We start from the raw sequence: 23,869 nt of genomic DNA on the forward strand, positions 1-23,869 counted from the left end.
CACGAGCGAACGCCCGCACGCCCGTCCGTACCCCTGCGCGCACGAGCGCACGGCCGCACGCCCGTCCGTACCCCTGTCCGTCTCCCGCACCGACAGCCCGGAGGCTGCCATGGAAAACCCCGCCCCCGTCGTCCTCGACCCCGCCGGACGCGACATCCACGGCGAGGCCGCCCGGATCCGGGCCAACGGCCCGGTCGCCCGGATCGAACTGCCCGGCGGCGTGCTCGCCTGGTCGATCGCCGACCAGGAGCTCGCCCGGCAGGCCCTGTCCGACCACCGCCTCTCCAAGGACCCGCGGCAGCACTGGACGGCCTTCGCCGAGGGCCGGATCGGCGAGGACTTTCCGCTCATCGGCTGGGTGCTGATGGACAACCTCACCACCCGGTACGGCGCCGACCACACCCGGCTGCGGAAGCTGACCGCCGGCGCCTTCACCCCGCGTCGCGTCGAGGCGCTGCGGCCCGAGGTGCAGAAGGCCGTCGACGAGCTGCTGGACGAACTCGACGGCTGCGCACCCGGCGAGGTGGTGGACCTCAAGGCCCGCTTCGCCCGCCCGATGCCGGCCCGGGTGATCTGCGACCTGTTCGGCGTGCCCGCCGAGGACCGCGTGCAGATGCTGCGCGGCGGCGAGGCGAACATCGACACCACCCTCACCCCCGAGGAGTCGGCCGCCAACGTCGCCCAGTGGCACCGGGAGATGGCGGAGTTCGTCGAGTCCAAGCGCCGCGACCCCGGGGACGACCTGACCAGCGACCTGGTCCAGGCCCAGGCGGAGGACGGCTCCCGGCTGAACGACTCCGAACTCGTCGGCACCCTGCACCTGTTGCTCGCCACCGGCACCGAGCCGGTGATGAACCTGCTGGCCAACGCGACCCGCGCCCTGCTCACCCACCCCGAGCAGCTGGCGCTGCTGAAGAACGGCAAGGTGAGCTGGGCGGACGTGATCGAGGAGACGCTGCGCGCCGAGGCGCCCGTCGCCCACCTGCCGTTCCGCTTCGCCGTCGAGGACATCGAGCTCGGCGGTGTGGTCATCGCCAAGGGCGAGCCGGTTCTGATCAACTTCGCGGCGGCGGGCCGCGACCGCACCGTCCACGGCGACAGCGCGCACACCTTCGACGCCACCCGGCCGAACAAGGAACACCTCTCCTTCGGCCACGGCATCTACCGCTGCATCGGCATGCCGCTGGCCCGGATGGAGGCCGAGATCGCCCTCGCCGCGCTGTTCCGGCGCTTCCCCGACCTCGAACTCGCCGTCCCCGCACAGGACCTGTCGCCGCAGGTCACCTTCATCATGAACGGCGTGGAGACCCTCCCGGTCCGCCTCACGCCGCAGAGCCGCTGACCGGAAGGGTGGTCCGAACCATGTGGGCAGCTGTCGTACCCGAGGCGAAGGCGCGCTGGGAACTGCGCGAGATCCCCACCCCGAAGGCCGGGCCCGGTCAGGTGCTGATCCGGGTGCACGCCTGCGGGGTCTGCCACAACGACCTGTGGGTCAGCCAGGGCGTGTTCCCCTTCCCGCCGCTCGACCCGGTGGTGGTCGGACACGAGGCCGCGGGCGAGGTCGTCGACGTCGGCCCGGGCGTGACCACCCGCCGGGTCGGTGACCGGGTGGGCACCACCTGGGTGCAGTCCACCTGCGGCCGGTGCGAGTACTGCCGGCTCAACCTCCCGCTCACCGGACAGTCCGGCATGAACTGCCCGGAGTCGGTGATGAGCGGCCTCACCGTCCAGGGCGGCCACGCCGAGTACGTGGCGGTCGCGGCCGACAGCACCGTGCTGCTGCCGGACGCCCTCTCGTACGAGAACGCCGCGCCCGTGCTGTGCGCCGGGTACACCGCGTGGAGCGCGCTGCGCGCCGCGAAGCCGGAGCCGCACGAGCGGGTCGCGGTCCTCGGGATCGGCGGACTCGGCCACCTCGCCGTGCAGTTCGCCCACGCCGCCGGCTTCGAGACGGTGGCCGTCACCAGCTCCCCGGACAAGCACGGCCTGGCCCGGACGCTCGGCGCGGACCACGTGGTCGCCGACGGGGAGCAGCTGCGGGCGGCCGGCGGCGCCGACGTCGTCCTGGTGACCGGCACCTCCTACCGGGCCGCCACCGACACCCTGCAGGGCCTGCGGCCGAACGGCCGGCTCGTGCTCGCCACCATCGACCCGGTGAACTCCTTCACGATTCCGCCCACCAGCCCGTTCTGGGCGCAGCGCCAGCAGGTGATCGGCGCCACCCACAACGGCCTCGACCAGCTCACCGAAGCCCTCGACCTGGTCGCCTCCGGGGCCGTCACCCCGATGGTGGAGACCTTCGCCAAGGAGCGGGTCGCCGAGGCGCTCGACCGGGTCGAGCGCGGCGAGGTCCGCTTCCGCGCGGTCGTCAGCTACGCCTGACGCCCGGACCGCCGTCCCGCACCACCGACCGAACGACCTGGGGAGGACACCCTGTACAGGCGACGATTTCTGGGCCTCGCGGGCCTCGCCGCCGCCACCGGCGTGGCGCTGCCGGTGAGCGCACTGGCCCTCGGCGACCCGGAGCCCCCGGACAGCCCGGCCGGGGGAGCGCCAAGGGGCCGTTCTCCGTACGGATGCCGGTGCCACCGACCCTGCGTCCGGTGGCCCGGACCGAGGACACCGACGTCTACCGGCTCGACATCCTGCCCGCCGACCTGGAACTGCAAGCCGGCGTCCGGACCCCGTGCCTGACCTTCGGCGGCAGCTTCGTCGGCCCGACCATCCGGGCCAGGGAGGGCCGCCGCGTCCTGGTCACCTACCGGAACAGGCTGCCCGAGACCGCCAATGTGCACCTGCACGGCGGCCACGTCCCGGCCGACAGCGACGGCCACCCGATGCAGGTCATCGACCCGGGGGCCGAACGGCGCTACGAGTACCCGAACCGGCAGCCCGGAGCCACCCTCTGGTACCACGACCACAGCCACCACCTGGAGGCCGAGCACGTCTACCGCGGCATGCACGGCTTCTACCTCATCGAGGGCGAGGACGAGAGCCGGCTGCGCCTGCCGAGCGGCGAGTACGACGTCCCGATCGCCATCCGCGACGCGCAGTTCGACCCGAACGGCGGCCTGGTGCACGGGGATCCGGCGGCACGGAACGTCATCCTGGTCAACGGCCGCTCGAAGCCGTGGTTCCCGGTGGCCGCGCGCAAGTACCGCCTCCGGGTGCTGAACAGCTCCACCCTGCGGTACCTGAAGCTCAACTTCGGTTCCCTGCCCGTCCACCAGATCGGTTCGGACGGCGGCCTGCTGCCCGCGCCCGTCGACCGCACCGGGACGGACTTCCCGCTCGCCGCCGGCGAACGGCTGGACCTGGTGGTGGACTTCTCCGGGCTGGCCGTCGGCAGCAAGGCGATGCTCACCAACCAGGGCCAGTTCACCGGCGACGACCGGATCGAGCCGGTGCTCTGCTTCACGGTGGACCGCAGGGAGCGCGACCGCAGCCGGCTGCCCGGCACGCTGCGCCCGCTGCCCGACCTGCCGCCGGCCACCGTCCACCGCGAGCTGACGCTCTCCTTCGACCTGAACGGCACGCCGGTCGGCCTGGTCAACGGCCTGCCGTTCGACGCGGACCGGGTCGACCAGCGGATCCGGCGCGGCACCACCGAGATCTGGACGGTCACCAACGGCGACACCGCCACCAAGTACGGGCCGATCCAGCACTCGTTCCACCTGCACCTGACCGAGTTCCGGGTGCTCGACCGGGACGGCAGGCCGCCGCTGCCCGGCGACATCGGCCGGAAGGACACCGTGCCGGTCCCGCCCGGCACCTCCGTGCGCCTCCAGGCGACCTTCGACGACTACCTCGGGCGCTACATGTACCACTGCCACATGCTGGAGCACTCCTCGGCGGGCATGATGGGCCAGATGGAGATCGTCGACTGACCTGCTGATCCTGCTCGAAGCGGTTCCGCACGGAGCGGCGGGCCGGGCCCTCGGTGGCCCGGCCCGCCGCTGCCGTTCACATCTCCAGGCCCTGGTCGAACATCACCTGACGGACCTCGACCCCGGTGTGCCGGGCATCCGGGATCAGCCCGGCCAGCTCGATCGCCCGCTCCCTGGTCTCGACGTCGACCAGGTAGAAGCCGCAGACGAAGGCCGGGCCGGCCAGGTACGGGCCGTCGGTGCGCACCGGGGTGTCGTCGCGGACCCGGACGGTCGTGGACTGTTCCGGCACCGCCAGCGCGTGCGTGGTGACGAGTTCGCCGGACTCCTTGATGAGCTTCATGAAGTCGCCGTGGCCCGCGTGGACCTCCTGCTGCTCGTCCACGGACAGGCCGTCCCACAGCGCCGAGTCCATGTGCATCACGAGCAGGTACTTCATGATTCTCACTCCTTGGACCGTGACCGCCGGGCGTCTCCCGAGGCCTCCACAGGAGACGTCGGAGCCGACGGCCCGTTCTCGACGTTCCGGCGCCCGTCTTCGGTGCGGGCCGGGTGCGCGCCGGGCACGGGCCGGGGCGGGCCGGGGCGGGCCAGAGTCGGGCCGGGACACACGTGCGCGGCCGGCCGTGAGGGTTCACGGCCGGCCGCGGACGGGGTGGGACGAGGTCAGCGCACCAGGTGGGCCGCCCGGGGTCCGGTCCGCTCCAGCCACCAGTGGGCGACCAGCAGATTGAGCACCCAGCCCGCCCAGTTGGCCACGTCGAGCAGGGTCGGCAGGTCGACCTTGAAGCCCGGGATGTGCGCCATCAGCTCGACCACCACCCGGCCCCAGCTGGTGCCGAGGGCCATCGCGAAGCTGTAGACCATCCAGCGGCGGTGGTCGACGAACCGGCGCTGCAGCGCGGCCCTGAGCCCGAGCATGGTGGTGAGCAGCCAGAGCACGCCCATCATCGCCAGCCCGATCTGGCCGCTCGGCGCCGTGGAGTACGGCAGCAGCACCAGGGCCAGCAGCCCGCCCGGCAGCGCCCCGGCGAAGATGTACACCCGGCCGCTCACCCGGTGCACCCGGGGGTAGTGGCGGCGGATCCACGGGAGGACCTGGAGGAAGACCGTCACCAGCGAGATGTTGCCGAAGACGACGTGCCCCACCAGGACCGCGTAGTGCGCCGGGAAGGAGGGGTCGAGCGGGATCCGGGCCTGTCCCGGCCCGCCGGTCAGGTAGCGGGGGAAGGCGTACAGGAGGTTGAACACCACGAGGACGGCCAGTGCCGCCACCCATGGGCTCTGCCACCAACTCGGCCGGGCCGCAGCCGCCTTGGCGGGTCTCGCGCGCCCCGGTCCGGTGGCCAGCGCCCCGGACGGCTCCGTGTTCTGTGTCACCGTTGCTCCTCGACTTCCCTGTTCGGTCCGGACGGTCCAGTGGTGGCAGTGGCGCCAGTGATGCCAGTGGCGCCAGTGGCTCTCGGTGGGGTCAGTGGTGGTACTCGCCGGCGTTGACGTCCAGGCAGTGGCCGGTGACGGCCCGGGAGAGCGGGGAGAGCAGGAACAGCACGGAGTCGGCGACCTCGTCCGGCTCGGGCAGCCGGCCCAGGTCGAGGGTGGCCGCGACCTCGTCGTAGATGTCCTGCACGGTGACCTCGCGCTGCTTCGCCCACTGGCCGAAGCCCTCGCGCAGCGCGTCCGCCCAGATGTAGCCGGGGGCCACGGTGTTCACCCGGATCCCCTGCGGGCCGAGCTCGGTGGCCAGGCTCTGGGCCAGCGACAGCAGGGCGGCCTTGCTCATCTTGTAGCTGCCGAACAGCCGCTTGGAGTGCCGGATCACCGCCGAGTTGATCATGACGACCGATCCCCGGTGCTCGGCCAGCGCGGGGGAGAAGAGCCGGGTGAGCCGCAGCGCCGCGTAGACGTTGGTCTCGAAGCCGGCGCGGACGTCCGCGAAGTCGACCTCGCCGAGGTCGACCAACGGGGGCACCGCGAAGGCGTTGTTGACCAGGGCGTCGACCCGGCCGAAGGCGTCCGTCGCGGCCTTGACCAGCGCGGCGGCCGACTCGTCGTCGGTGATGTCGGTCGGCACCGCCAGCGCCCGGCGCCCGGTGGCCTCGACCTCGCGGGCGATCTCCGCGATCCGGGACTCGGTCCGGGCGGCGAGCACCACGTCCGCCCCGGACTGTGCGGCGCGCAGGGCGATCGACCGCCCCAGACCGGGGCCGACCCCCGAGACCACGACGACCTTGTCCTCAAGCATCCTGATCCTCCAGCAAGTCCGGCTGTTCGTAAGGTGGTTGGATCGACAGTGCGTGGCGGAACACGTTCCGGGCGTCGTACGTGTGCTTGACCTGCTGCAGGCGCGGGTAGTTGGCGCCGTAGTAGAGCGCCGACCAGGGCACCCCGGAGGTGTTCCAGGCCGGGTCGGCCAGGTCGCTGTCGGGGTAGCCGATGTAGGCGCCGTCGGTGCGCCCGTCGCAGACGGGGACGCCGCCCGTCCCGGCGTGCACCTCGCGGTAGAACTCCCGGACCCAGGCGATGCAGGCCTCGTCCTGGTCGGCGGACTGCCAGACCCCGCCGCCGTAGAGCACCTTGAGGATCGAGTCCCGCTGGGCGGTGGCGGTGGCGTCGGAGGGGACGGTGTTGACCTTCCCGCCGAAGCCGGCGACCACCAGGCAGGACGTCGGGTTGCTGTGCGCCGGGTCGCTCAGGTACCGCCAGATCACCGCGAGTTGGTGATCGGTGAAGCCCTTGCGCAGGTAGGCGGCCTTGTCCTTGTAGCGGCCCTTGGGGTCGTTCGGGAAGCTGTACGAGGGCAGCCAGGAGCTCAGCCAGGGGACGACCTCGACGGTGTGCACCGACGGCTCCACGCCGACCCCGGCGGTGACCGACTCGTAGTGCTCGGCCAGCACCTTCTCGGCCTCCGGCCCTTCCTGGTCGATCACCACGACCATGCCGAAGGCCTCGGAGTTGCGGTGGGTGACGATCAGGTTGCTCCACAGGCCGGCCGCCGGCGAGACGGCCTCGTTCTGCTCGTACCAGGTGCAGTAGTTGCGCAGCAGGGTGGTCAGGGCCTGCTCGGTCATCTCCGCCCAGGGCCACATCACCAGCCGCTTCCACACCCGGGCCGGGGCCCTGGGCAGCAGCTCGGCCGGGTCGGCGGAGTCGGCCCCCGGGGTGCGCAGCCAGTACCGGGTGACCACGCCGAAGTTGCCGCCGCCGCCGCCGGTGTGGGCCCACCAGAGGTCGCGGTGCGGGTCCTCGGGGTCGGCGGTCGCCACCACCGCCCGCGCCCGGCCGGACTCGTCGACGACCACCACCTCGACGGCGTGGAGGTGGTCGACGACGAGGCCGTCACGGCGCGAGAGGGGGCCGTAGCCGCCGGCCGCGATGTGCCCGCCGACACCGACGTCCAGGCAGGTGCCGGCGGGGATCGTCACGCCCCAGCGCTTGAAGAGCGTCCGGTAGACGTCCCCGAGCAGGGCGCCGGAGCCGACCTCGATGGCGCGGCGCCCGGGATCGTAGGAGATGCGGTTCAACTGGGAGACGTCCAGCAGCACTTGGACGTCCGGGGAGGCGGTGAAGTCCTCGAAGCAGTGCCCGCCGCTGCGGACCGCGATCCGCCGGCCGGCCGCCACCGCCTCGTCGACGGCGGCCACCACGTCCTCGGTACTGGTCACCAGGCGCACCTGGTCGGGTCGTCCGACGAAGCGGTGGTTGTAGCCCTGGACGAGGTTCTCGTACCTCGGGTCCCCGGGCGTGATCACCACCGGGCCGGTCGGGTCAACGGTCGTGTCGGTCATGCTCGTTCGTCGCTACTCGGCCGTCGGGGCGAGGGCGGCCGTCTTGGCGAACAGCTCGGGCGCCACGTCGCGGGCCATCGCGGTGGCGGACTGCCAGCCGAGCTCGTGGGCGTTGCCGACCCCGCCGCAGAGCAGCACGAAGCGCCGGAAGCCGCCGGCCACCAGGGCGTCCAGCTTGGCCCGGACCGTCTCGACCGATCCGACCAGGGCGAAGGGGTTGCGCAGGTAGGAGTCCGCGGGCGCCTCGAACACGCCTTGCACGCCGGTGTCGCCCTCCTTCGCCAGCTGCTCCAGCGGGCTGTCGTCGGGTGCGGCCCCGGCCATCCGGGCCAGGAAGCCGCCGGCGGCGGAGACGTGCGACATGAAACCGTCGCGCACCAGCTCGGCGGCCTCGCGGTCGGTGTCGGCGATCACGGTGAAGCAGCTGGCCGCGGTGTTGGCCATGGACAGCTCGTGGCCGTGCTCCTTGCCGACCTCGAAGTAGCGGTGCAGGCGGGCGACCATCTCCTCCACGCTGATCTTGGACATGCCGCCCGCGGCCGGGTCGAGGTTCAGCCCGGTGAAGACGTTCCAGCCGCGGCGGGCCGCGGTCGCCAGCGACTCGTCGGTCTCCGCCGCCACCCAGAGCGGCACCTGCGGCTGGACCGGCCGGGGCCAGACGGTGACCTTGGCGACCTCGGCCTCCTGGAGGAAGGCCGACGTGGTGGGCGTGAGGTCGGCCGGCGCGACCGGGTGGTCGATCCGGTTGACGGCGCCGTCGATGATGTCAACGTTCTTCTCGAAGAGGGCACGGTCCCCGCGCCGGCCGAGGCCGATCTCCAGCCGGCCGCCGGAGAGCACGTCGATCATGTTGAACTGCTCGGCGAGGTGGAGCGGGTGGTGCAGCAGGGCGAGGTTGACGCCGGAGACGAGCCGGGCCCGGGTCGTCCGCGCGGCGAGCGCGGCCAGCATGACGTTCGGGTGCGGGGACAGCGAGGACGGGCCGAAGTGCTCCGGCACGCTGAGTCCGGCGTAGCCGAGGCGTTCGGCCTCGACGCAGTGGTCGAGGTAGCTCTCGTAGAGCTTGGCCCCGAGCTTGGGGTCCCACTCCTCGGGCGCGCGGGATCCGGGCGGCGCGTAGGTGAGGTTGTCCCAGTAGACGAACTTGACGAGGTCCGGGTCCTCGGAGAGTGTGCTCATGCCGGTGGTTCCCCTCTGTTCGCAAGGCTCGCAGTGGATGTGCATCAATCTAGCCAGGCCTCGTGGGCATGCCATCTTCCAGATTGCCCGGACGGCCCGGTAGTTGACGGTGCGTCAGGTGCGTCAGATGCGTCGGGTGCGTCAGACGCGTCGGGTGTTTCGGGGTGCGTCAGGTGTTTCGGATGCGGTTCAGGAGGCGTCCGGTGCGTCCGGTGCGTCGGGTCGCTCCAGGGAGCGGGCCAGCGCGACGGCGTCCGCGCGCACCTGCCCGCCGAGCCGGGGCCGTTGGCCGGTGTCGGAGTACTGCCGGGGCCGGCTGCCGGCGGTGCGCCGCAGCACGGTCATGCTGTTCTGCCGGAGCTTGCGGCTCTCCAGCAGGTTCAGCACCTCGAACTCGCCGGGCTTCAGCCGCTGGGTGTCGGCGATGTACTCCAGGATCGCCTCGCCCTCGGGGTAGGTCATCAGGTAGTGCATGACCACGATCCCGCCGTCCGGGTCGATCAACTCCCAGAAGTTCTCGAAGAAGTAGAGGCAGTCCCAGGCGTCCACCCAGGCGAAGTCGATCGGCCGGAACTCGGCGGGCAGCCGCCCGACGGCCCCGCGCATGTCGGAGTTGACGACGGTGACGCGCTCGGCGAGGCCGAGTCCGGCCAGCGCCTCGGTCACCCGGCCCGCCGAGGAGTCGGGGTCGGAGAGGTCGTCGATCGCCACGAACCGGGGCCGGTACGGCTCGTGGTAGGCGGCCGGCAGCAGCAGCGCGGGCTCGCTGTCGATCCACGCCTCGTCCAGCTCCCAGCCCTTGGCGAGGTACGGCTGGGTCTTGCGGACCAGCGCGGCGGCCTCGGCCTCGGCCAGCTCCTCCGCCTCCGCCAGCGCCTTCGCCAGGAACGGGGTCGTGTACCCCATCCCGACCTCCAGCACCCGGCGCGGCCGCAGCAGGTGGACCAGCTGGGAGAGCAGCGGCGCCACCACCTCGGTGCCCATGCCCGGGACCCGCAGCCGCTCCACCGCGGCCCGGAACCGCCCGTCGGCGTCCACGTCAGACGTCATCGCGGCCACCCCTGCCCTGGTTGTGCTCGACGGCCTCGTACAGCGCCTTGATGTTGCCGCTGCCGAAGGTGCGGGCGCCCATCCGCTCGATGATCTCCAGGAACAGGGTGTTGCGGGGGTGCACGGAGCGGGTGAAGATCTGGAACAGCTGCCCGTCGTGGTCCTCGTCGATCAGGATGTTCAGCCGCTCCAGCTCCGGCGCCGCGTGCCGCAGCGGGGTGAGCCGGCTCGGCAGCAGCCGGTAGTACGCCTGCGGGGTGCCCAGGAACTCCACGCCCCGGGCGGCGATGCCGCCGACCGAGCGCACGATGTCGTCCGTGGTGAAGGCGATGTGCTGCACGCCCGCGCCGCCGTGGTCCTTCAGGAAGGAGTCCAGGTGGCCGCTGACCTTGGACTGGTCCGGGGCGATCAGGGTGAGCGTCACCGTGCCGCTCTGCACCACCTTGGTGATCATCACCTGGCCGTCGACCTCGATGTGCTCGGTGAAGGTCGGCTCGAAGTCCAGGACCTCGCGGTAGAACGTGATCGCGGGGTCGATCTGGCTCGGCTCGACGCAGATCGCGAAGTGGTCGACCTCCAGCAGGCCGCAGTCCGGCTCGGTCGGGCCGGTGCCGGTCGGCGACAGGCCGGGCAGCAGCCGGTCGTCGCCCCCGGCGGGGCGCTCCACGAAGGTGTGGGCGATGTCGCCGACGCCCATGATGGTGGCGGTGACCAGCCCGTCGTGCGCGACCGGCGCCGAGACCGGCCGGGCGCCGCGCCGGACGGCCGTCGCGAAGGCCGCGGCGGCGTCCGGGACGCGCAGCGCGATGTCGGCGACCCCGTCGCCGTGCTTCTCGACGTAGGCCGCCCCCGGGTGGTCGCCCACCAGGGGCTGGCTGAGCAGCACCCGGATGCCGTTGCGGCCCAGTGCCACCGAGCGCAGCTCGCGCGACTGCGGGGGCGAGGCCGCGTACACCTCGAAGCCGTAGCCGCCGACCAGCCAGTCGGTGGCGGCCGCCAGGTCGGCCACGTAGCACGCGATGTGGTCGAGGATCATGTCGCCGAAGGTCGTCGCCTGACTCGCGTCAAGGCTCATGTCCAGACTCCTCGTCAGTTGTCGGGCTGCCCCGGCGGGCGCCCGCTGAGGCGGTCGGGCCGCCCCAGGTCGGTCCAGTGCACGTTCACGTAGGTGAGGCAGGCGGCCCGGTCGGCCGGGCCGTGGGCGGTCGTCCAGCCCGCCGGCACCGGGAGTGCGGCCGGCCAGAGCGAGTGCCGGCCCTGCGCGTCGACCAGGACCAGGAACTCGGCGTCCTCGACGTCGAAGGGGTTGGTCGTTCCCGCGCTCGTGCCCGCGGGTGTTCCTGCGGTCGTTCCCGCGCTCATTCCCGGGCTCCTTCCGGCCGGTCCAGCAGGCCCTCCAGGGCCGCCACCGACGGGACGTCGAAGAACTGGGTGACGGTGAGCTCGACCTCCAGCGCCGCCCGGATCCGGCTGACCAGCCGCATCGCGGTGAGGGACTGCCCGCCCAGCTCGAAGAAGCTGTCGTCGACGCCGACCTCGGGCACTTCGAGCACCTCGGCGAAGAGCGTGCACAGCTGCCGCTGGCGCTCCGTCGCCGGCGCCCGGCGGGTCGAGCCGGTCACCGGCTCGGGCAGCGCCCGCCGGTCCAGCTTGCCGTTGGGGGTCAGCGGCAGGGCCGGCACGGCCACGAAGGCCGTCGGCACCATGTACGCGGGCAGCAGCTCCGTCGCGTGCGCCCGCAGCGCCCCGGCCTCGATGCCCTCGGACTCCGGGACGTAGTACGCCACCAGGCGCCGCTCCCCGGACTCCGACTCCCGTGCCACGACGGCGACATGGGCCAGGCCGGGGTAGCGCGCCAGCGCCGCCTCCACCTCGGCGGGCTCCACCCGGAAGCCCATCACCTTGAGCTGGTCGTTGGCCCGGCCGAGGTATTCGAGCCCGTCGTCCCGGCCGACCCGGACCAGGTCCCCGGTGCGGTACATCCGCTCGCCCGGCCCGTCGAAGGGGTTGGCCACGAAGCGTTCGGCCGTCAGGTCGGGCCGGCCGAAGTAGCCGCGGGCCAGGCCGCGTCCGGCGATGTACAGCTCGCCCACCCCGCCGGCCGGCACCGGCCGCAGCCCGGCGTCCAGGACGTGCAGCCGGACGTTGTCCATCGGCCGGCCGACGCCCACCGCGCCCTCCGCCCGGTACGGGGCCGTCATCGGCGAGCTGGTGCTGAACAGGGTGGCCTCGGTCGCGCCGTACATGGCCCGCACGGTCAGGCCGGGGTTGTGGTCGAGCACCTGCCGGACGGCCGCGGGCGCGATGACGTCGCCGCCGGTGAGCACCTCGCGGACCCCGGCGAGGCAGCCCGGGTCCTCCTCGGCGAGCACCCGGAACAGCCCGGCGGTCAGGTGGATGCCGGTGATCCGCTCCTCGGCGATGAGCCGGCGCAGGGCGTGCACGTCCAGGTCGCCCGGCGGGGCCACCACGATCCGCCCGCCGTGCAGCAGCGGCACCCAGAACTCGTAGGTGGAGACGTTGAAGGCGTACGGCGCCACCATCAGCACCCGCTCGTGCCGGCCGTCCGCCCAGATCGAGTCCAGGGCCAGGCCGAGCGCGTCCCGGTGGGCGATCGCGACGCCCTTGGGCTCCCCGGTCGAGCCCGAGGTGTGGATGACGTAGGCGAGCCGGTCCGGGTCGTCGGCGAGGACCGGGGCCGTCGCGGGGAAGTCCGTGAGGCCCTTCTCGCCGTCGACGACGACCACCTCGGCGCCTTCCGGCAGTCCGTCGCGGCGCATCGTCTCGTCGGTCAGCAGCACCGGCGCCGCGCAGTGCTCCAGGATCCACTGCTTGCGCTGCAGCGGGTAGGCGCTGTGCAGCGGGAGGTAGCAGCCGCCGGCCTTGAGCGCGGCCAGGACCGCCACCACCAGGTCGGCGGAGCGCTGCATCAGGACGGCGACCGGCGACTCCTCGCGGACGCCGAGCTCCCGCAGCCGGTGCGCCAGCCGGTTCGCCCGCTCGTCCAACTCGCGGTAGCTGAGCCGGACTTCGCCGGACGACACGGCGATCGCGTCCGGTGTCCTGAGCGCCTGTTCCGTGAAATGCCCCTGAAGGGAAGGGGAAGCCACCATGCCCTCCGATCCTCATCGATGTGGTTGACCGCTGGTTGTCGGCTGCCAGTCGGCTGGTCGTCGGCTGGTCGTCGGCCGGTTGTCGGCGCCGGGGATCAGCTGTCGAGCAGTCCTTGGACGGAATCCCGCAGGTCCGTGAAGGAGGCGAGGTCGGGTACGGTCCACCCGTTCAGGTCGTACTCCGCCAGGCACTCGTCGACCAGGCCCTTGTAGGAGTCCAGCTGGCCGTTGGCGAGCTGGGCGAAGAGCAGTTCGATCCGGGTGTTCTCGTGGTTCCCGGCGTAGTTGCGCTCGTACAGCTCGTGGCGCCCGCCGAACTCGCTGCCCACGGCGTCCCAGAGCAGCTTCATCACCTTGACCCGCTCGACCGCGTCGACGCCGCCGGAGCCGCGGAGGAACCGGTCCAGGTAGGGCCGGATCTCCGGATTGTCGAAGTCCTTGGCGCTGGAGTTGGTGTAGATCAGTCCGCTGGCCACGTCCTGCAGCACGATCTCCCGGATCCGCGGGTAGCCGGTCTGCATGAACCACCGGTAGGCCAGCCCGTACTGGGAGTTGGGCAGCACCGCGCCGTTGCGCCAGGCCACCGGGTTGCGGGCGGCCGCGTCCGACAGCCCCCAGAACAGGTTGCGCCAGGCCAGCACCTCGCCGAGCCGGCTCTGCACCCCGCGGAAGTCGCCGGTGCCGGTGATGTCCAGGGCCTTGGCCAGCAGCCCGGCGATGAACTCCAGCTTCACCGCGAGCCGCGTGCAGCCGTGGAAGGTGAAGCGCTCGATGAACCCGGACTGGCCGGTGAACATCCGGATCTTCTCCGGCTGCCCGTAGATGAAGACGTTCTCCCACGGGATGAGCACCTTGTCGAGCACCAGGATGGTGTCGTTCTCGTCCAGGCGGGAGGAGAGCGGGTAGTCGAAGGGGCTGCCCATCGCCGCCGCCGTCGCGGTGTAGGACGGGCGGCAGATCAGCTTCATCCCGGGTGCGTTCATCGGCACGGTCGCCACCAGGGCGAAGGTGCGGTCCTTGATCGGCAGGCCGTGGTGCGCGATGAAGTTGTAGTGCGTCAGCGCGGAGCCGGTCGCGACCACCTTCGCACCGGACACCACCAGGCCGGCGTCGGTCTCCTTCTCGGCGTGGATGAAGACGTCGGCCACCTGGTCCGGCGGCAGGCTGCGGTCGACCGGCGGATGGACGATCGCGTGGTTCCAGTACAGCACCTTCTCCTGCGAATCGGCGTACCAGCGCCGGGCGTTGTCCGCGAACGGCTCGTAGAAGTCCGCGTTGGCGCCGAGCGTGCCGAGGAAGGACGCCTTGTAGTCGGGGCTGCGGCCCATCCAGCCGTAACTCATGCGCGCCCAGGCGGCGATGGCCCGCTGGTCACCGACCAGGTCGTCCGCGCTGCGCGGGGTGGTGAAGAAACGGTGCGTGAAACCCTCCCGGCCGCTGTCGGTCGGGGTGGTCAGCACCTCCTGGTACTGCGGGTCGTGCAGGGCGTCGTAGAGCCGGGCCGTCATCCGGACCGGATTGTGGAACGCCGGGTGCGCGGTGACGTCCTTGACCCGGTCGCCGTAGAGGAAGATCTCCCGGTCGTCGCGAAGACTCTCGATGTATTCGGAACCGGTCAGCGGGCGAGTCCCGCGTGGTTCGCCGGCGGAGGTTTCGGGGGCTTCGGCCATCAGAGACGCCTCTCCTTGCTGGCGGTTCACCGGACGAACCGAGCCTGACAGTCCGGCCCCGGTGGCCGCTTCTCACGGCTTGCGCGCTTGGTCTTCCACCGGCTACCGGACTCAGCAAGAACGGAGGTGCCCCGGCCCGGCCGCCCCCGGAGCATGAGCATCTGGATCGCCCGGCCCGAGGAAGGAATCCGGAAATGAGCAAGCGAATCGACATCGACATCGTGGTGCCGCTCTACCCGTTCATGCCCTACTTCCTGGACCGGACAAGGGAGTTGGCGGAGACGTTCACCGCCGCCCACCCCGAGTACCGGATCCACGTCACCGGCGCGGACTGGCTCTCCGTCCCGCAGGCCGTGGCCGACGCCGCCCTGAAGGACGGCGCGCCGACCATCGCCCAGTACTTCTACACCTCGACCCAGGACGCCCTCGACGCCCGGCGGCCCGACGGCTCACCGCTGTTCACCTCGGTCGAGCGGGCGATCGCCGGCCGGACCGAGATCCTCGGCGAGCCGGTCGTGCTCGGCGACGTCACGGCCACCGCCCGGCAGTACTACCGCCACGACGGCGCGGTGGCTGCGATGCCGCCGCTCACCTCCACCACCCTGCTCTACGCCAACACCACCCTGCTGGAACGGGCCGGGATCACCGAGGTCCCGCAGACCTGGGCCGGGATCGAGGCCGCCTGCCGGGCCGTCGCCGCCCTCCCGGACGGGCCGGCCCACGCCATCACCTGGCCCAACCACGGCTGGTGGTTCCAGCAGTCGGTGGCCCAGCAGGGCGCCCTGCTGGCCGACCACGACAACGGCCGCTCCGGCCGCGCCGAGCGGGTGTACCTCGACTCGGACGCGATGCTCGCCTACGTCGAGTGGTGGCGCGGCCTCCACCGGGCCGGCCTGTACCGCTACCACCCCAGCCGGGTGAACAGCGAGGTCGACTGGGACGGCAACTTCCGGGCCTTCGCCGACCAGCAGGTCGCCTTCACCCTCACCACCTCGGTCGAGGCCGCCCGGATGGCCCAGGCCGGCCGGGACGGCGGCTTCACGGTGCAGACCTGCCGGATGCCGTACAACGACCGGGTGCCCTACGCGGGCAACGTGATCGGCGGGGACGCGCTCTGGCTGGCCGCCGGGCTGGACGAGGCGACCCAGGACGGCGCCCTGGCCTTCATGCAGTACCTGAACTCCCCGAGGATCGCCGCCGACCGCCACCGGGAGACCGGATTCATCCCGGTCACCGGCGGGGCGATCGACCTGCTGGAGCAGGAGGGCTGGTTCCGCGACAAGCCGCACTTCCGCACCGCGCTGGACCAGCTCGGCGCCAACGCCGGCACGCCCGCCGCCCAGGGGGCGCTGCTCGGGGAGTTCGCCGCGATCCAGGACGTGCTGACCACCGCCATGCACGACGTCCTGGTCACGGAGGTGGACCCGCGCGTCCGCTTCGCCGAGGCGAACGCGCAGGCCCAGCAGCTCCTCGACCACTACAACGAGGCCTGCCGGGGGCTGCGCCCCCGGGGCCCCGTCAGGGTCGGCTGACCGGCGTCGTCACGAACGCTCGGGCGGAGCTCCAGCGGCGCGTCCGGCGCGCCGACCAGCTCCCGCAGCACCGCGCGGAAGCGGTCCACCTGCTCCGCCACCGAGCGCTCGTCGTAGAGGTTGCTGTTGTACTGGATGCCCGCGACCACGTCGCCGGCCGGGTCGAGGTTGAGCGTCCACAGCGCGCCGTTGGGCACGTCCGAGCCCACCGGCTGCGAGGTGAGCCGGCGCCGCACTTCGGTGTACTCCAGGTCCCCGATCAGCTCCGCGTCCAGCAGGAACGGGAACGGGAACACCTGGAAGACGCAGGCCGCCCGGCCGTCCTCCAGCGTCGGCAGCATCAACTCCGGTGCCTGGGCCAGGATCTGCCCGAACGGGATGTCATGGGCGTAGGCCTCCAGGCTGGTGGTGCGGATCCTGGTCACCACCTCGGCGAAGTCCCGGGCGCCGGACAGATCGGTGCGCAGCGGCAGGAAGTTGAAGAACGGCCCGACGGTGTGGTGGAACCGGTCCTCGCCGCGCCCCGGCGAGAAGGTCGGCACCACCACGTCGGGGTTCCCGGTGTCGCGCGCGACCATCACCGCGAACGCGCCGAGCAGCACCATGAAGGGCGTGCTGCGCAGCGCCTGGGCGATCTCCACGGCCCGGGCGGTCAGTTCGGCGTCGACGGTGAAGCGGTGGACGGCGGTGGACTCCGGCAAGCCGGTGGACTTCGGCCGGTCGGTGGGCACCGAGAGGATCCGGGCGCCGGCCAGCTGCTTGCGCCAGAACGCCCGAGCCCCCTCCAGTGCCGGATCGGCCGCGAACTCCCGTTGCCAGGCCGCGAATTCACGGTAGGGCAGGGCGGTCGGCAGTTCGGGCTGACGGTGCCCGCGGCGCTCGGCGTAGCGGACGGCGAGATCGCGGATGATCAGCCGGACCGACCAGCCGTCGGCCGCGGTGTGGTGCACGACCAGGGCGAGGACCGCGTCCTCCTCGTCGAAGCGGAGCAAGGTGCCCTGGATCAGAGGGAGTCGGCGGGCGCTGATGGTGCCCGACTCGACCTCGGTGATCAGCTCCTCCACCGCCCGGTCGCGCGCCGCGGAGTCCGCTCCGGTCAGCTCCCGCAGCTCCAGCCGCACCGGCGCGGCCGGATGGATCTCCTGGTGGCGCTCGCCCTCGCCGCGGACGATGGCGGTGCGCAGCGCCTCGTGCCGCACCACCACGTCGTCCAGCGCCAGTTGCAGCGTTTCGACGTCGACCTTCCCGCGCAGGCGCCAGCCGTGCACGATGTGGAACCGCGGGCCGAACGGCCCCTCCTCGTCACCGCGGTCGAAGCCGCAGAGGAACTCCTGGTTGAAGGAGAGCGGCCGCCTGATCACCGGGCCGTCGGAGGAAGGCTTCGCATCGGGACTCATCGGGAATTCCTTTCGCTGGATCCAGCCGGAATTTCGCCCCGGAACCGTAGCAACTGCCCTGCCAGGGCGGTTCTTCGATCGTGCTGGCAATCGGGGAGGTGCGCGGCGGCCCGCCCGCGCGCGAGGCTGGCCGGGACACTCCCCAACGCCCGGTCGAACCGCAGAGGAGCTGTGCCGCCATGACGGTCGCCACGAATGTCGCAGGGTCCGGCTCGCCGCTGCCGCCCGAGTCCGCGCCGACGCCGAGCGAGCTGATCGCCAGGGCCGAGGCCATCGCCCCGCTCCTGGTCCCCCGGCAGGCCGAGACCGAACAGCGCACCTACTACGCCGAGGACACCCACCGGGAGTTCGCGGCGGCCGGCTTCTACCGGATCCTCGTCCCCAAGCGGTACGGCGGGTACGAGCTCGGCGTCGACACCTTCCTGCGGGTGGCGACCATCCTCGCCCGGGGCTGCCCGTCGACGGGCTGGATGTACTGCCTCGGCGCCACCCACGCCCTCCCGGCGGCCTCGCTGTTCGGCGAGCAGGCGCAGGCCGAGCTGTTCGCCGGCGGCGACTTCATCTGCCCCGCCACCATCGTGCCGAACGGCTCCGCCGAGCGGGCCGAGGACGGCGGCTGGCGGGTCGACGGCACCTGGAACTACTGCTCGGGCTCGCCGTACGCGACGCACTTCATGGGCCACGTCCCGATGCCCGGCGCGGAGGGCGAGCCGCCCGCGCCGATGCTGTTCGTCGCCCCGCGCAGCCAGTTCCGCCGGCTGGACGACTGGGGCGGCCAACTCGGCCTCAAGGGCAGCGGTTCGCACAGCATCGTGATCGAGGGCGGCCACGTCCCGGACCACCTCACCCTGCCCAGGACGCACATGAGCGAGGTGGTCGTGGAAGGGGGCACGCCCGGCTACCGGCTGCACGGCAACCCGGAGTACGGCGGCGGCTCGCTCAGCTTCATGGTGCTGGAGGTGGCCTCGCTCGCGGTCGGCATGGCCCAGGGCGCGCTGGACGCCTACGGCGAGCTGATGCAGAGCCGCACCACGCTGTTCCCGCCCGTGGTCACCCGGGCCGAGGACCCGGACTACCAGTTCTGGTACGGCGAGGCGGCCGGCATGATCGCCACCGCCGAGGCGGCCGTGCTGCACGCGGTCAAGCAGTGGCAGGACCTGTGCGCGCAGGGGCCCGGCGCCTTCACCCGGGAGGAGGACCTGCGGATCGCCACCATCTGCCGCGAGGTGATCCGGCTCTGCTGGCACGCCGTGGAGGGGCAGTTGTTCCCGACGGCCGGGTCGAGCTCGGTGCGGCAGGGCGAGCGGATCGAGCGGGTCTGGCGCGACCTGTCCACGCTGCACAGCCACGCCGGGATCGGCGTCTTCCTGTCCGCGGTGACCACCCGGGAGCTGGCCCGAGCCCGCTTCGGCGTCAAGTAGACCGCGTACCCCCAGGTAATCCGAGGATCACCAAGTCGCCTAGCCAGAGCGGGAGTTCGAGCCATGACCGAGACCGAGCAGGCCGTCGCACTGCCCGGGGAGCCCGCCTTCGCCGCCGCGAGCGCCGTGTTCAACCTGGCGGCGCCGGTCCGGCCCGCGGCGGCGGTGACGGTCCGTACCGTCGAGCAGGTCCGGGCGGCACTGCGCCACGCGGAACGCCTGGGGCAGTGGGTCCGGGTGCACACCACCGGGCACGCCTCCTCCTCGGCCCGCCCGATGGACCGCAGCCTGTTGATCCGCACCGAACCCGCGGGCCCGGTCGAGGTCGACCCGGTGGCCCGCACCGCCCGCATCCCGGCCGGCGCCCGCTGGGGCGAGGTGGTCGAGGCGGCGGCGAAGTTCGGACTGGCCGCCCCGCACGGCTCCTCGCCGACCGTCGGCGTGGTCGGCTACCTGCTGCGCGGCGGGATCAGCTTCTACGGCCGGCGGGCCGGGCTCGCCGTCAACAGCGTCCGGGCCGTCGAACTCGTCACCCCGGACGGCGAGTTCCACCGGGTCTCGGCGAGCGAGGACCCCGAGCTGTTCTGGGCGCTGCGCGGCGGCGGGGGCGGCCTCGGCATCGTCACCGCGATCGAGCTCGGTCTCTTCCCGGCCGCCCGGGTGGTCACCGGCGCGGCCTTCTGGCCCGCCGCGCACGGCCCCGAGCTGCTGTCCCGCTGGCTGCGCTGGAGCCGCGGCGCACCCGAGGCCGTCACCACGGTGTTCCGGGTGATGAACCTGCCGAAGGTGCCCGAGATCCCGTCGGCGCTGACCGCAGGACCGGTGGTCTGCGCGGCCGGCGTGGTGCTCGCCCCGGCCGAGGAGGACCTGACCGCCGCCGAAGGCCAGGCCGCCGACCTGCTCGGCCCGCTGCGCGCGGTCGCCGACCCGGTGCTGGACACCTGGTGCACCACCACCCCGCCCGCCGTGGTCCGCACGCACATGGACCCGACCGATCCGGTGCCCGTCCTGGGGGACCACCTGCTGCTCTCCGACCTGGGGGAGGAGGGCGCCGAGGCCTTCCTGAGGGTGCTCGGCGAGGGCTCGGGTTCGCCGCTGGTCAACGCCGAACTGCGGCAGCTCGGCGGGGCGCTCGCGGTGCCCGATCCGGACGGCGGAGCGCTGAGCCACCTGGACGCCGCCTTCGCCTTCACGGCCGGCGGGCTGGCGCTGGACCCGGCCGCCTCGGCGGCGGTCCGGGCGCACTGCGCCAAGGCCCGGGCCGCGCTGGCGCCCTGGGACACCGGGCGGACGGCGCCGACCCTGGTCGAGCGCCTGGAGCAGCCGCAGCGGCACCTGTCCGCCGCCGAGGTCGAGCGGGTGGACGCCGTCCGCCGCCGGGTGGACCCCGCCGGGCGGCTGCGCCACGACGTCCCGCCGGGAGCCTCCGCCCTGTACTGAGCACGGCAGGCGACTCCCCTGTGAACTCCCTTCGAAACGCCCTCCGCAGCACCTGCGGGGGGCGTTTCCGCATATCCAACCCCCCACATTGACCGTGCATTTGCACGGGAAAACTCTTGGCAAAATCCGCGGTGGGCCGCTGAGCAATGTGAGAGAAGCCGTTTCGGGTGCCCGGCGGCCATGCTCGTGGGGTAGACCTGCGCGTGAAGTGGGATTCACCGACGCAATTCGAGAGCGCGGATTCCAGGGCCCGGGACTTTCCTGTCCGTCGGAGCCGGCCGCGCCATGGAACTCGAATGCGATTACAGGGTCGTATGCGATCTGTCGAGAGGGGAACGCGGTGGCATTCCGTGAACGATTCCGCAGACTGATACCAGGCCTGGTGGTGGTGCTGGTCGCCGCCTCGCTGTTCTTCGCCGTACGGAGCTCGGTCGCGGTGGCCGGGGCGGAGGAGGCGGCGAAGCAGTACGGCTTCAAGGAGATGCCCATCGCGATGCCGCCGGGCTACGACCAGAAGCCGATGAGGACGGTCCGGGACGTCAACCCGGCCTACCAGAAGATCCGTTCGTGGATCTCCTCGGTCGGCGCCAGCATCGCGATCAACGACCTCACCGGGCACGGTGTGGCCGACAGCATGTGCATCGTCGACACCAGGACCGACAGCGTCATCGTGACGTACACGCCGACCGCCCGGCCGGCCGACCGGTTCACGCCCTTCGTCCTGGACGGCTCGCCGCTGCCGATGGACTCCACCATGGCGCCCACCGGCTGCACGCCCGGCGACTTCAACGGCGACGGCCGGATGGACCTCCTGGTGACGTACTGGGGCCGCACGCCGATCCTGTTCATGGCCAGGTCGGACGCCGCCGAACCGTCCCCGAGCGCCTACGCGGCGCGCGAGCTGGTGCCCTCGGAGTCGCTGGACGGCAAGTACCACGGGCCGCGCTGGAACACCGACGCCGCCTACGTCGGCGACCTCGACGGCAGCGGACACCCGTCGATCGTGATCGGCAACTACTTCCCCGACTCCGACGTGCTCGACCCGCACGGCCTGAACAACGTGGTGATGAACAACTCGCTGTCCAGCGCCAAGAACGCCGGCGGCGACCACGTGCTGCGCTGGCAGCAGGCCACCACGGGCCCGGCACCCACGGCCTCCTACGTGGAGGAGAAGGGCGCCATCCCGTGGGACGCGTCGACCGGGTGGACGCTGGCGATCTCCGGCGCCGACCTGACCGGTGACACCCTGCCCGACCTGTACATCGCCAACGACTTCGGCCACGGGCACCTGCTCTACAACCAGTCCACGCCCGGGAAGATCAGGTTCACCGAGGCCAAGGGCGAGCGCACCCCGACCACCCCCAAGTCCTTCGTGCTCGGCAACGGCTCGTTCAAGGGCATGGGCGTCGACTTCGGCGACCTCGGCCACGACGGCAAGTTCGACATGGTGGTCAGCAACATCACCGTCGCCTGGGGCCTGGAGGAGAGCAACTTCGTCTGGATCAACCGGGCCAAGGACGAGGCCGACATGCGCAGCAAGATGGAGCAGGGCGTCGCACCGTTCACCCAGGAGGCCGAGGAGTACGGCATGGCCTGGACCGGGTGGGGCTGGGACGCCAAGATGGGCGACTTCCTCAACAACGGCGACCTGAACGTCCTGCAGGCCACCGGCTTCGTGAAGGGGAAGATCGACCGCTGGCCGTGGCTGCAGGAGATGGCCATGACCAACGACGACCTGCTGTCCAACCCCGCGATGTGGCCCAACGTCCAGCCGGGTGACGACATCGCCGGCGACGAGGCGATCGCCTTCTACGCCAAGACCCCCGGCGGGAAGTACGCCAACATCAGCTCCCAGCTGGGCATCGCGGTGCCGACGCCGACCCGCGGCATCGCCACCGGCGACACCACGGGCACCGGCGCGCTGGACTTCGCGGTGGCCCGCCAGTGGGGCCCGCCGGCCTTCTACTGCAACACCTCGAAGGACCTGGGCGACTACCTCAACCTGCGGCTCTACCGGCCGACCGGCGAGGACACGGCGGGCCAGGGCCTGGTGAACACCGGGGCGCCGGCCTACGACGCCAAGGTGAGCATCACCACCCCCGAGGGCACCCAGGTCTCCCAGCTCGACGGCGGCGGCGGCCACGGCGGCTACCGCAGCTTCGACGTGCGCTTCGGTCTCGGCTCCTACCACGGTCCGGTCAGCGTCCACCTGACCTGGCGCGACGCGAAGGGCGAACCGCACGAGACGACCAAGGAGTTCACCCCCGGCACCCACTCCCTCATGCTGACCAGCGACGTCCAGGAGGTCCCCAACCGATGAGCGTGACCGCGCAATCCAGGCCCGGCGCCGCCCCCGCGGCGCCCGCGCCGGCCGCCCCCGCGAAGCCGAAGGACCCGCGCTACCTCGCCCTGCGGAACTTCGCGATCTCCATCAGCGTGTTCAACACCTTCGGGTACACCCTGCTCGGCTTCGAGCAGCCCTGGCTCTGGGCGTTCATCGCGGTGTTCACCGCCTACGCCTGTGAGATCTGCTTCGAGCTGATCAGCGCCTGGGCGCAGCGGCGCGGGCCGCGCTTCCTCGGCAACGGCATGCGCGGGCTCTACGAGTTCCTGCTGCCGGCGCACATCACGGCGCTCGCGGTCAACATGCTGACCTACGGGAACAACCAGCTGCTGCCGGTGATCTTCGGCGTGGTCATCGGCGTCGGCGGCAAGCACGCCCTGCAGGCGCCGGTCGCCGGCCGGATGCGGCACTTCATGAACCCGTCCAACTTCGGGATCACGATGTCGCTGGTGTGCTTCGGCTCCTGGTTCAGCATCGCGCCGCCGTACCAGTTCACGGAGAACGCGAACACCTTCTTCCGGATCATGATCCCGCTGATCATCGCCACCGCGGGGACGGTGATCAACGCCCTGCTCACCAAGCGGACCCCGCTGATCGTCGGCTGGCTCGGCGCCTTCGCCATCCAGGCCTTCGTCCGGCACTGGATCTGGGACGTCGCGCTGTTCTCCGCCCTCGGCGCGATGACCGGTGTCGCCTTCGTGCTGTTCACCAACTACATGATCAGCGACCCGGGCACGACCCCGATGAAGGCCTGGCCCCAGTTCATGTTCGGCTCGGCGGTCGCCACGGTCTACGCGGTGCTGATGGTGTTCAACGTGGTCTACACCCTGTTCTTCGCCACCACCATCGTCTGCGGCCTGCGCGGGCTGGGCTGGTGGGTCGCGCACTGGATCAAGCGGTCCCGGGAGGCGGGCGGCGCGTACACCCCGGGTGGGACGGGCGCGCAGCAGCAGGCCGGTGGCGCGGGCGCCGCCCCGCTCGGCACCCCGCGGCCGGCCGGGGCCCCGACACCCGGCGCGTGACGCCGGGCGCCTGACATCCGGCGCCT

At 71.9% G+C, this 23,869-nt stretch carries 19 protein-coding genes; 8 read left to right on the forward strand and 11 right to left on the reverse strand.

The features are described 5' to 3' along the window. Window positions 1–109: 109 nt before the first annotated feature. From CRP52_RS29170 to CRP52_RS29180, 3 genes are all read left to right on the forward strand, one after another. Window positions 110–1,342 (forward strand): cytochrome P450 family protein, encoded by a 1,233-nt coding sequence (locus CRP52_RS29170; protein WP_097239119.1) that lies wholly within the window; start codon window positions 110–112, stop codon window positions 1,340–1,342. A gap of 20 nt (window positions 1,343–1,362) precedes the next feature. After that, window positions 1,363–2,382, forward strand: coding sequence for an alcohol dehydrogenase catalytic domain-containing protein (locus CRP52_RS29175; protein WP_097239120.1), 1,020 nt, complete (start codon window positions 1,363–1,365; stop codon window positions 2,380–2,382). A gap of 221 nt (window positions 2,383–2,603) precedes the next feature. Continuing rightward, window positions 2,604–3,887, forward strand: coding sequence for a multicopper oxidase family protein (locus CRP52_RS29180; protein WP_218893127.1), 1,284 nt, complete (start codon window positions 2,604–2,606; stop codon window positions 3,885–3,887). Between the two features lie 76 nt (window positions 3,888–3,963). On the opposite strand, the gene CRP52_RS29185 is transcribed toward CRP52_RS29180, so the two are convergent. The 10 genes from CRP52_RS29185 to CRP52_RS29230 form a co-directional block, all read right to left on the reverse strand. After that, a complete protein-coding gene (locus CRP52_RS29185) occupies window positions 3,964–4,326 on the reverse strand; it encodes a YciI family protein (RefSeq protein ID WP_097239122.1) in 363 nt (120 codons plus the stop codon). A gap of 227 nt (window positions 4,327–4,553) precedes the next feature. After that, window positions 4,554–5,267, reverse strand: a complete 714-nt coding sequence (locus CRP52_RS29190) for a DUF2306 domain-containing protein (RefSeq protein WP_097239123.1) — start codon at window positions 5,265–5,267, stop codon at window positions 4,554–4,556. A 91-nt stretch (window positions 5,268–5,358) separates the two neighbouring features. Beyond that, window positions 5,359–6,132, reverse strand: coding sequence for an SDR family oxidoreductase (locus CRP52_RS29195; RefSeq protein WP_097239124.1), 774 nt, complete (start codon window positions 6,130–6,132; stop codon window positions 5,359–5,361). Continuing rightward, window positions 6,125–7,675 (reverse strand): FAD-binding oxidoreductase, encoded by a 1,551-nt coding sequence (locus CRP52_RS29200; RefSeq protein ID WP_097239125.1) that lies wholly within the window; start codon window positions 7,673–7,675, stop codon window positions 6,125–6,127. Before CRP52_RS29200 ends, CRP52_RS29195 begins: the two co-directional genes overlap by 8 nt. A 12-nt stretch (window positions 7,676–7,687) precedes the next feature. Further along, window positions 7,688–8,854, reverse strand: a complete 1,167-nt coding sequence (locus CRP52_RS29205) for an LLM class flavin-dependent oxidoreductase (protein ID WP_097239126.1) — start codon at window positions 8,852–8,854, stop codon at window positions 7,688–7,690. A 189-nt stretch (window positions 8,855–9,043) separates the two neighbouring features. Continuing rightward, complete coding sequence (locus tag CRP52_RS29210) at window positions 9,044–9,904, reverse strand: class I SAM-dependent methyltransferase (protein ID WP_218893128.1); 861 nt, start codon at window positions 9,902–9,904, stop codon at window positions 9,044–9,046. Next, window positions 9,894–10,979: a 4-hydroxyphenylpyruvate dioxygenase gene (gene hppD, locus CRP52_RS29215; RefSeq protein WP_218893129.1), complete on the reverse strand. Its 1,086-nt coding sequence runs from the start codon at window positions 10,977–10,979 to the stop codon at window positions 9,894–9,896. Before hppD ends, CRP52_RS29210 begins: the two co-directional genes overlap by 11 nt. Before the next feature lie 14 nt (window positions 10,980–10,993). Then, complete coding sequence (locus CRP52_RS29220) at window positions 10,994–11,266, reverse strand: MbtH family protein (protein ID WP_097239127.1); 273 nt, start codon at window positions 11,264–11,266, stop codon at window positions 10,994–10,996. Then, window positions 11,263–13,017 (reverse strand): non-ribosomal peptide synthetase, encoded by a 1,755-nt coding sequence (locus CRP52_RS29225; RefSeq protein ID WP_218893130.1) that lies wholly within the window; start codon window positions 13,015–13,017, stop codon window positions 11,263–11,265. Before CRP52_RS29225 ends, CRP52_RS29220 begins: the two co-directional genes overlap by 4 nt. Before the next feature lie 95 nt (window positions 13,018–13,112). Next, complete coding sequence (locus tag CRP52_RS29230; RefSeq protein ID WP_097239128.1) at window positions 13,113–14,687, reverse strand: 4-hydroxyphenylacetate 3-hydroxylase family protein; 1,575 nt, start codon at window positions 14,685–14,687, stop codon at window positions 13,113–13,115. Between the two features lie 194 nt (window positions 14,688–14,881). Here CRP52_RS29230 and CRP52_RS29235 point away from each other — a divergent pair, with 194 nt between their 5' ends. Continuing rightward, entirely contained in the window at window positions 14,882–16,219 is a 1,338-nt protein-coding gene (locus tag CRP52_RS29235) for an extracellular solute-binding protein (RefSeq protein ID WP_097239129.1), read from the forward strand. Here the strand turns inward: CRP52_RS29235 and CRP52_RS29240 are convergent. Continuing rightward, window positions 16,165–17,616 (reverse strand): condensation domain-containing protein, encoded by a 1,452-nt coding sequence (locus CRP52_RS29240; protein WP_218893131.1) that lies wholly within the window; start codon window positions 17,614–17,616, stop codon window positions 16,165–16,167. The genes CRP52_RS29235 and CRP52_RS29240 overlap by 55 nt on opposite strands. 179 nt (window positions 17,617–17,795) lie before the next feature. Between CRP52_RS29240 and CRP52_RS29245 the strand changes: the two genes are divergently transcribed. From CRP52_RS29245 to CRP52_RS29260, 4 genes are all read left to right on the forward strand, one after another. After that, a complete protein-coding gene (locus CRP52_RS29245; RefSeq protein ID WP_097239130.1) occupies window positions 17,796–19,037 on the forward strand; it encodes an acyl-CoA dehydrogenase family protein in 1,242 nt (413 codons plus the stop codon). A gap of 63 nt (window positions 19,038–19,100) precedes the next feature. Next, window positions 19,101–20,477 (forward strand): FAD-binding oxidoreductase, encoded by a 1,377-nt coding sequence (locus CRP52_RS29250; protein WP_097239131.1) that lies wholly within the window; start codon window positions 19,101–19,103, stop codon window positions 20,475–20,477. Window positions 20,478–20,862: 385 nt separating this feature from the next. Continuing rightward, window positions 20,863–22,797 (forward strand): CRTAC1 family protein, encoded by a 1,935-nt coding sequence (locus CRP52_RS29255; protein ID WP_097240426.1) that lies wholly within the window; start codon window positions 20,863–20,865, stop codon window positions 22,795–22,797. Beyond that, the gene (locus CRP52_RS29260; protein ID WP_257032907.1) at window positions 22,794–23,843 is read left to right on the forward strand and encodes an enediyne biosynthesis protein; all 1,050 of its coding nucleotides are present in this window, start codon (window positions 22,794–22,796) and stop codon (window positions 23,841–23,843) included. Before CRP52_RS29255 ends, CRP52_RS29260 begins: the two co-directional genes overlap by 4 nt. Window positions 23,844–23,869: the final 26 nt, after the last annotated feature.

It is taken from the genome of Streptomyces sp. 1331.2, assembly GCF_900199205.1.
Classification (GTDB): Bacteria; Actinomycetota; Actinomycetes; order Streptomycetales; family Streptomycetaceae; genus Kitasatospora.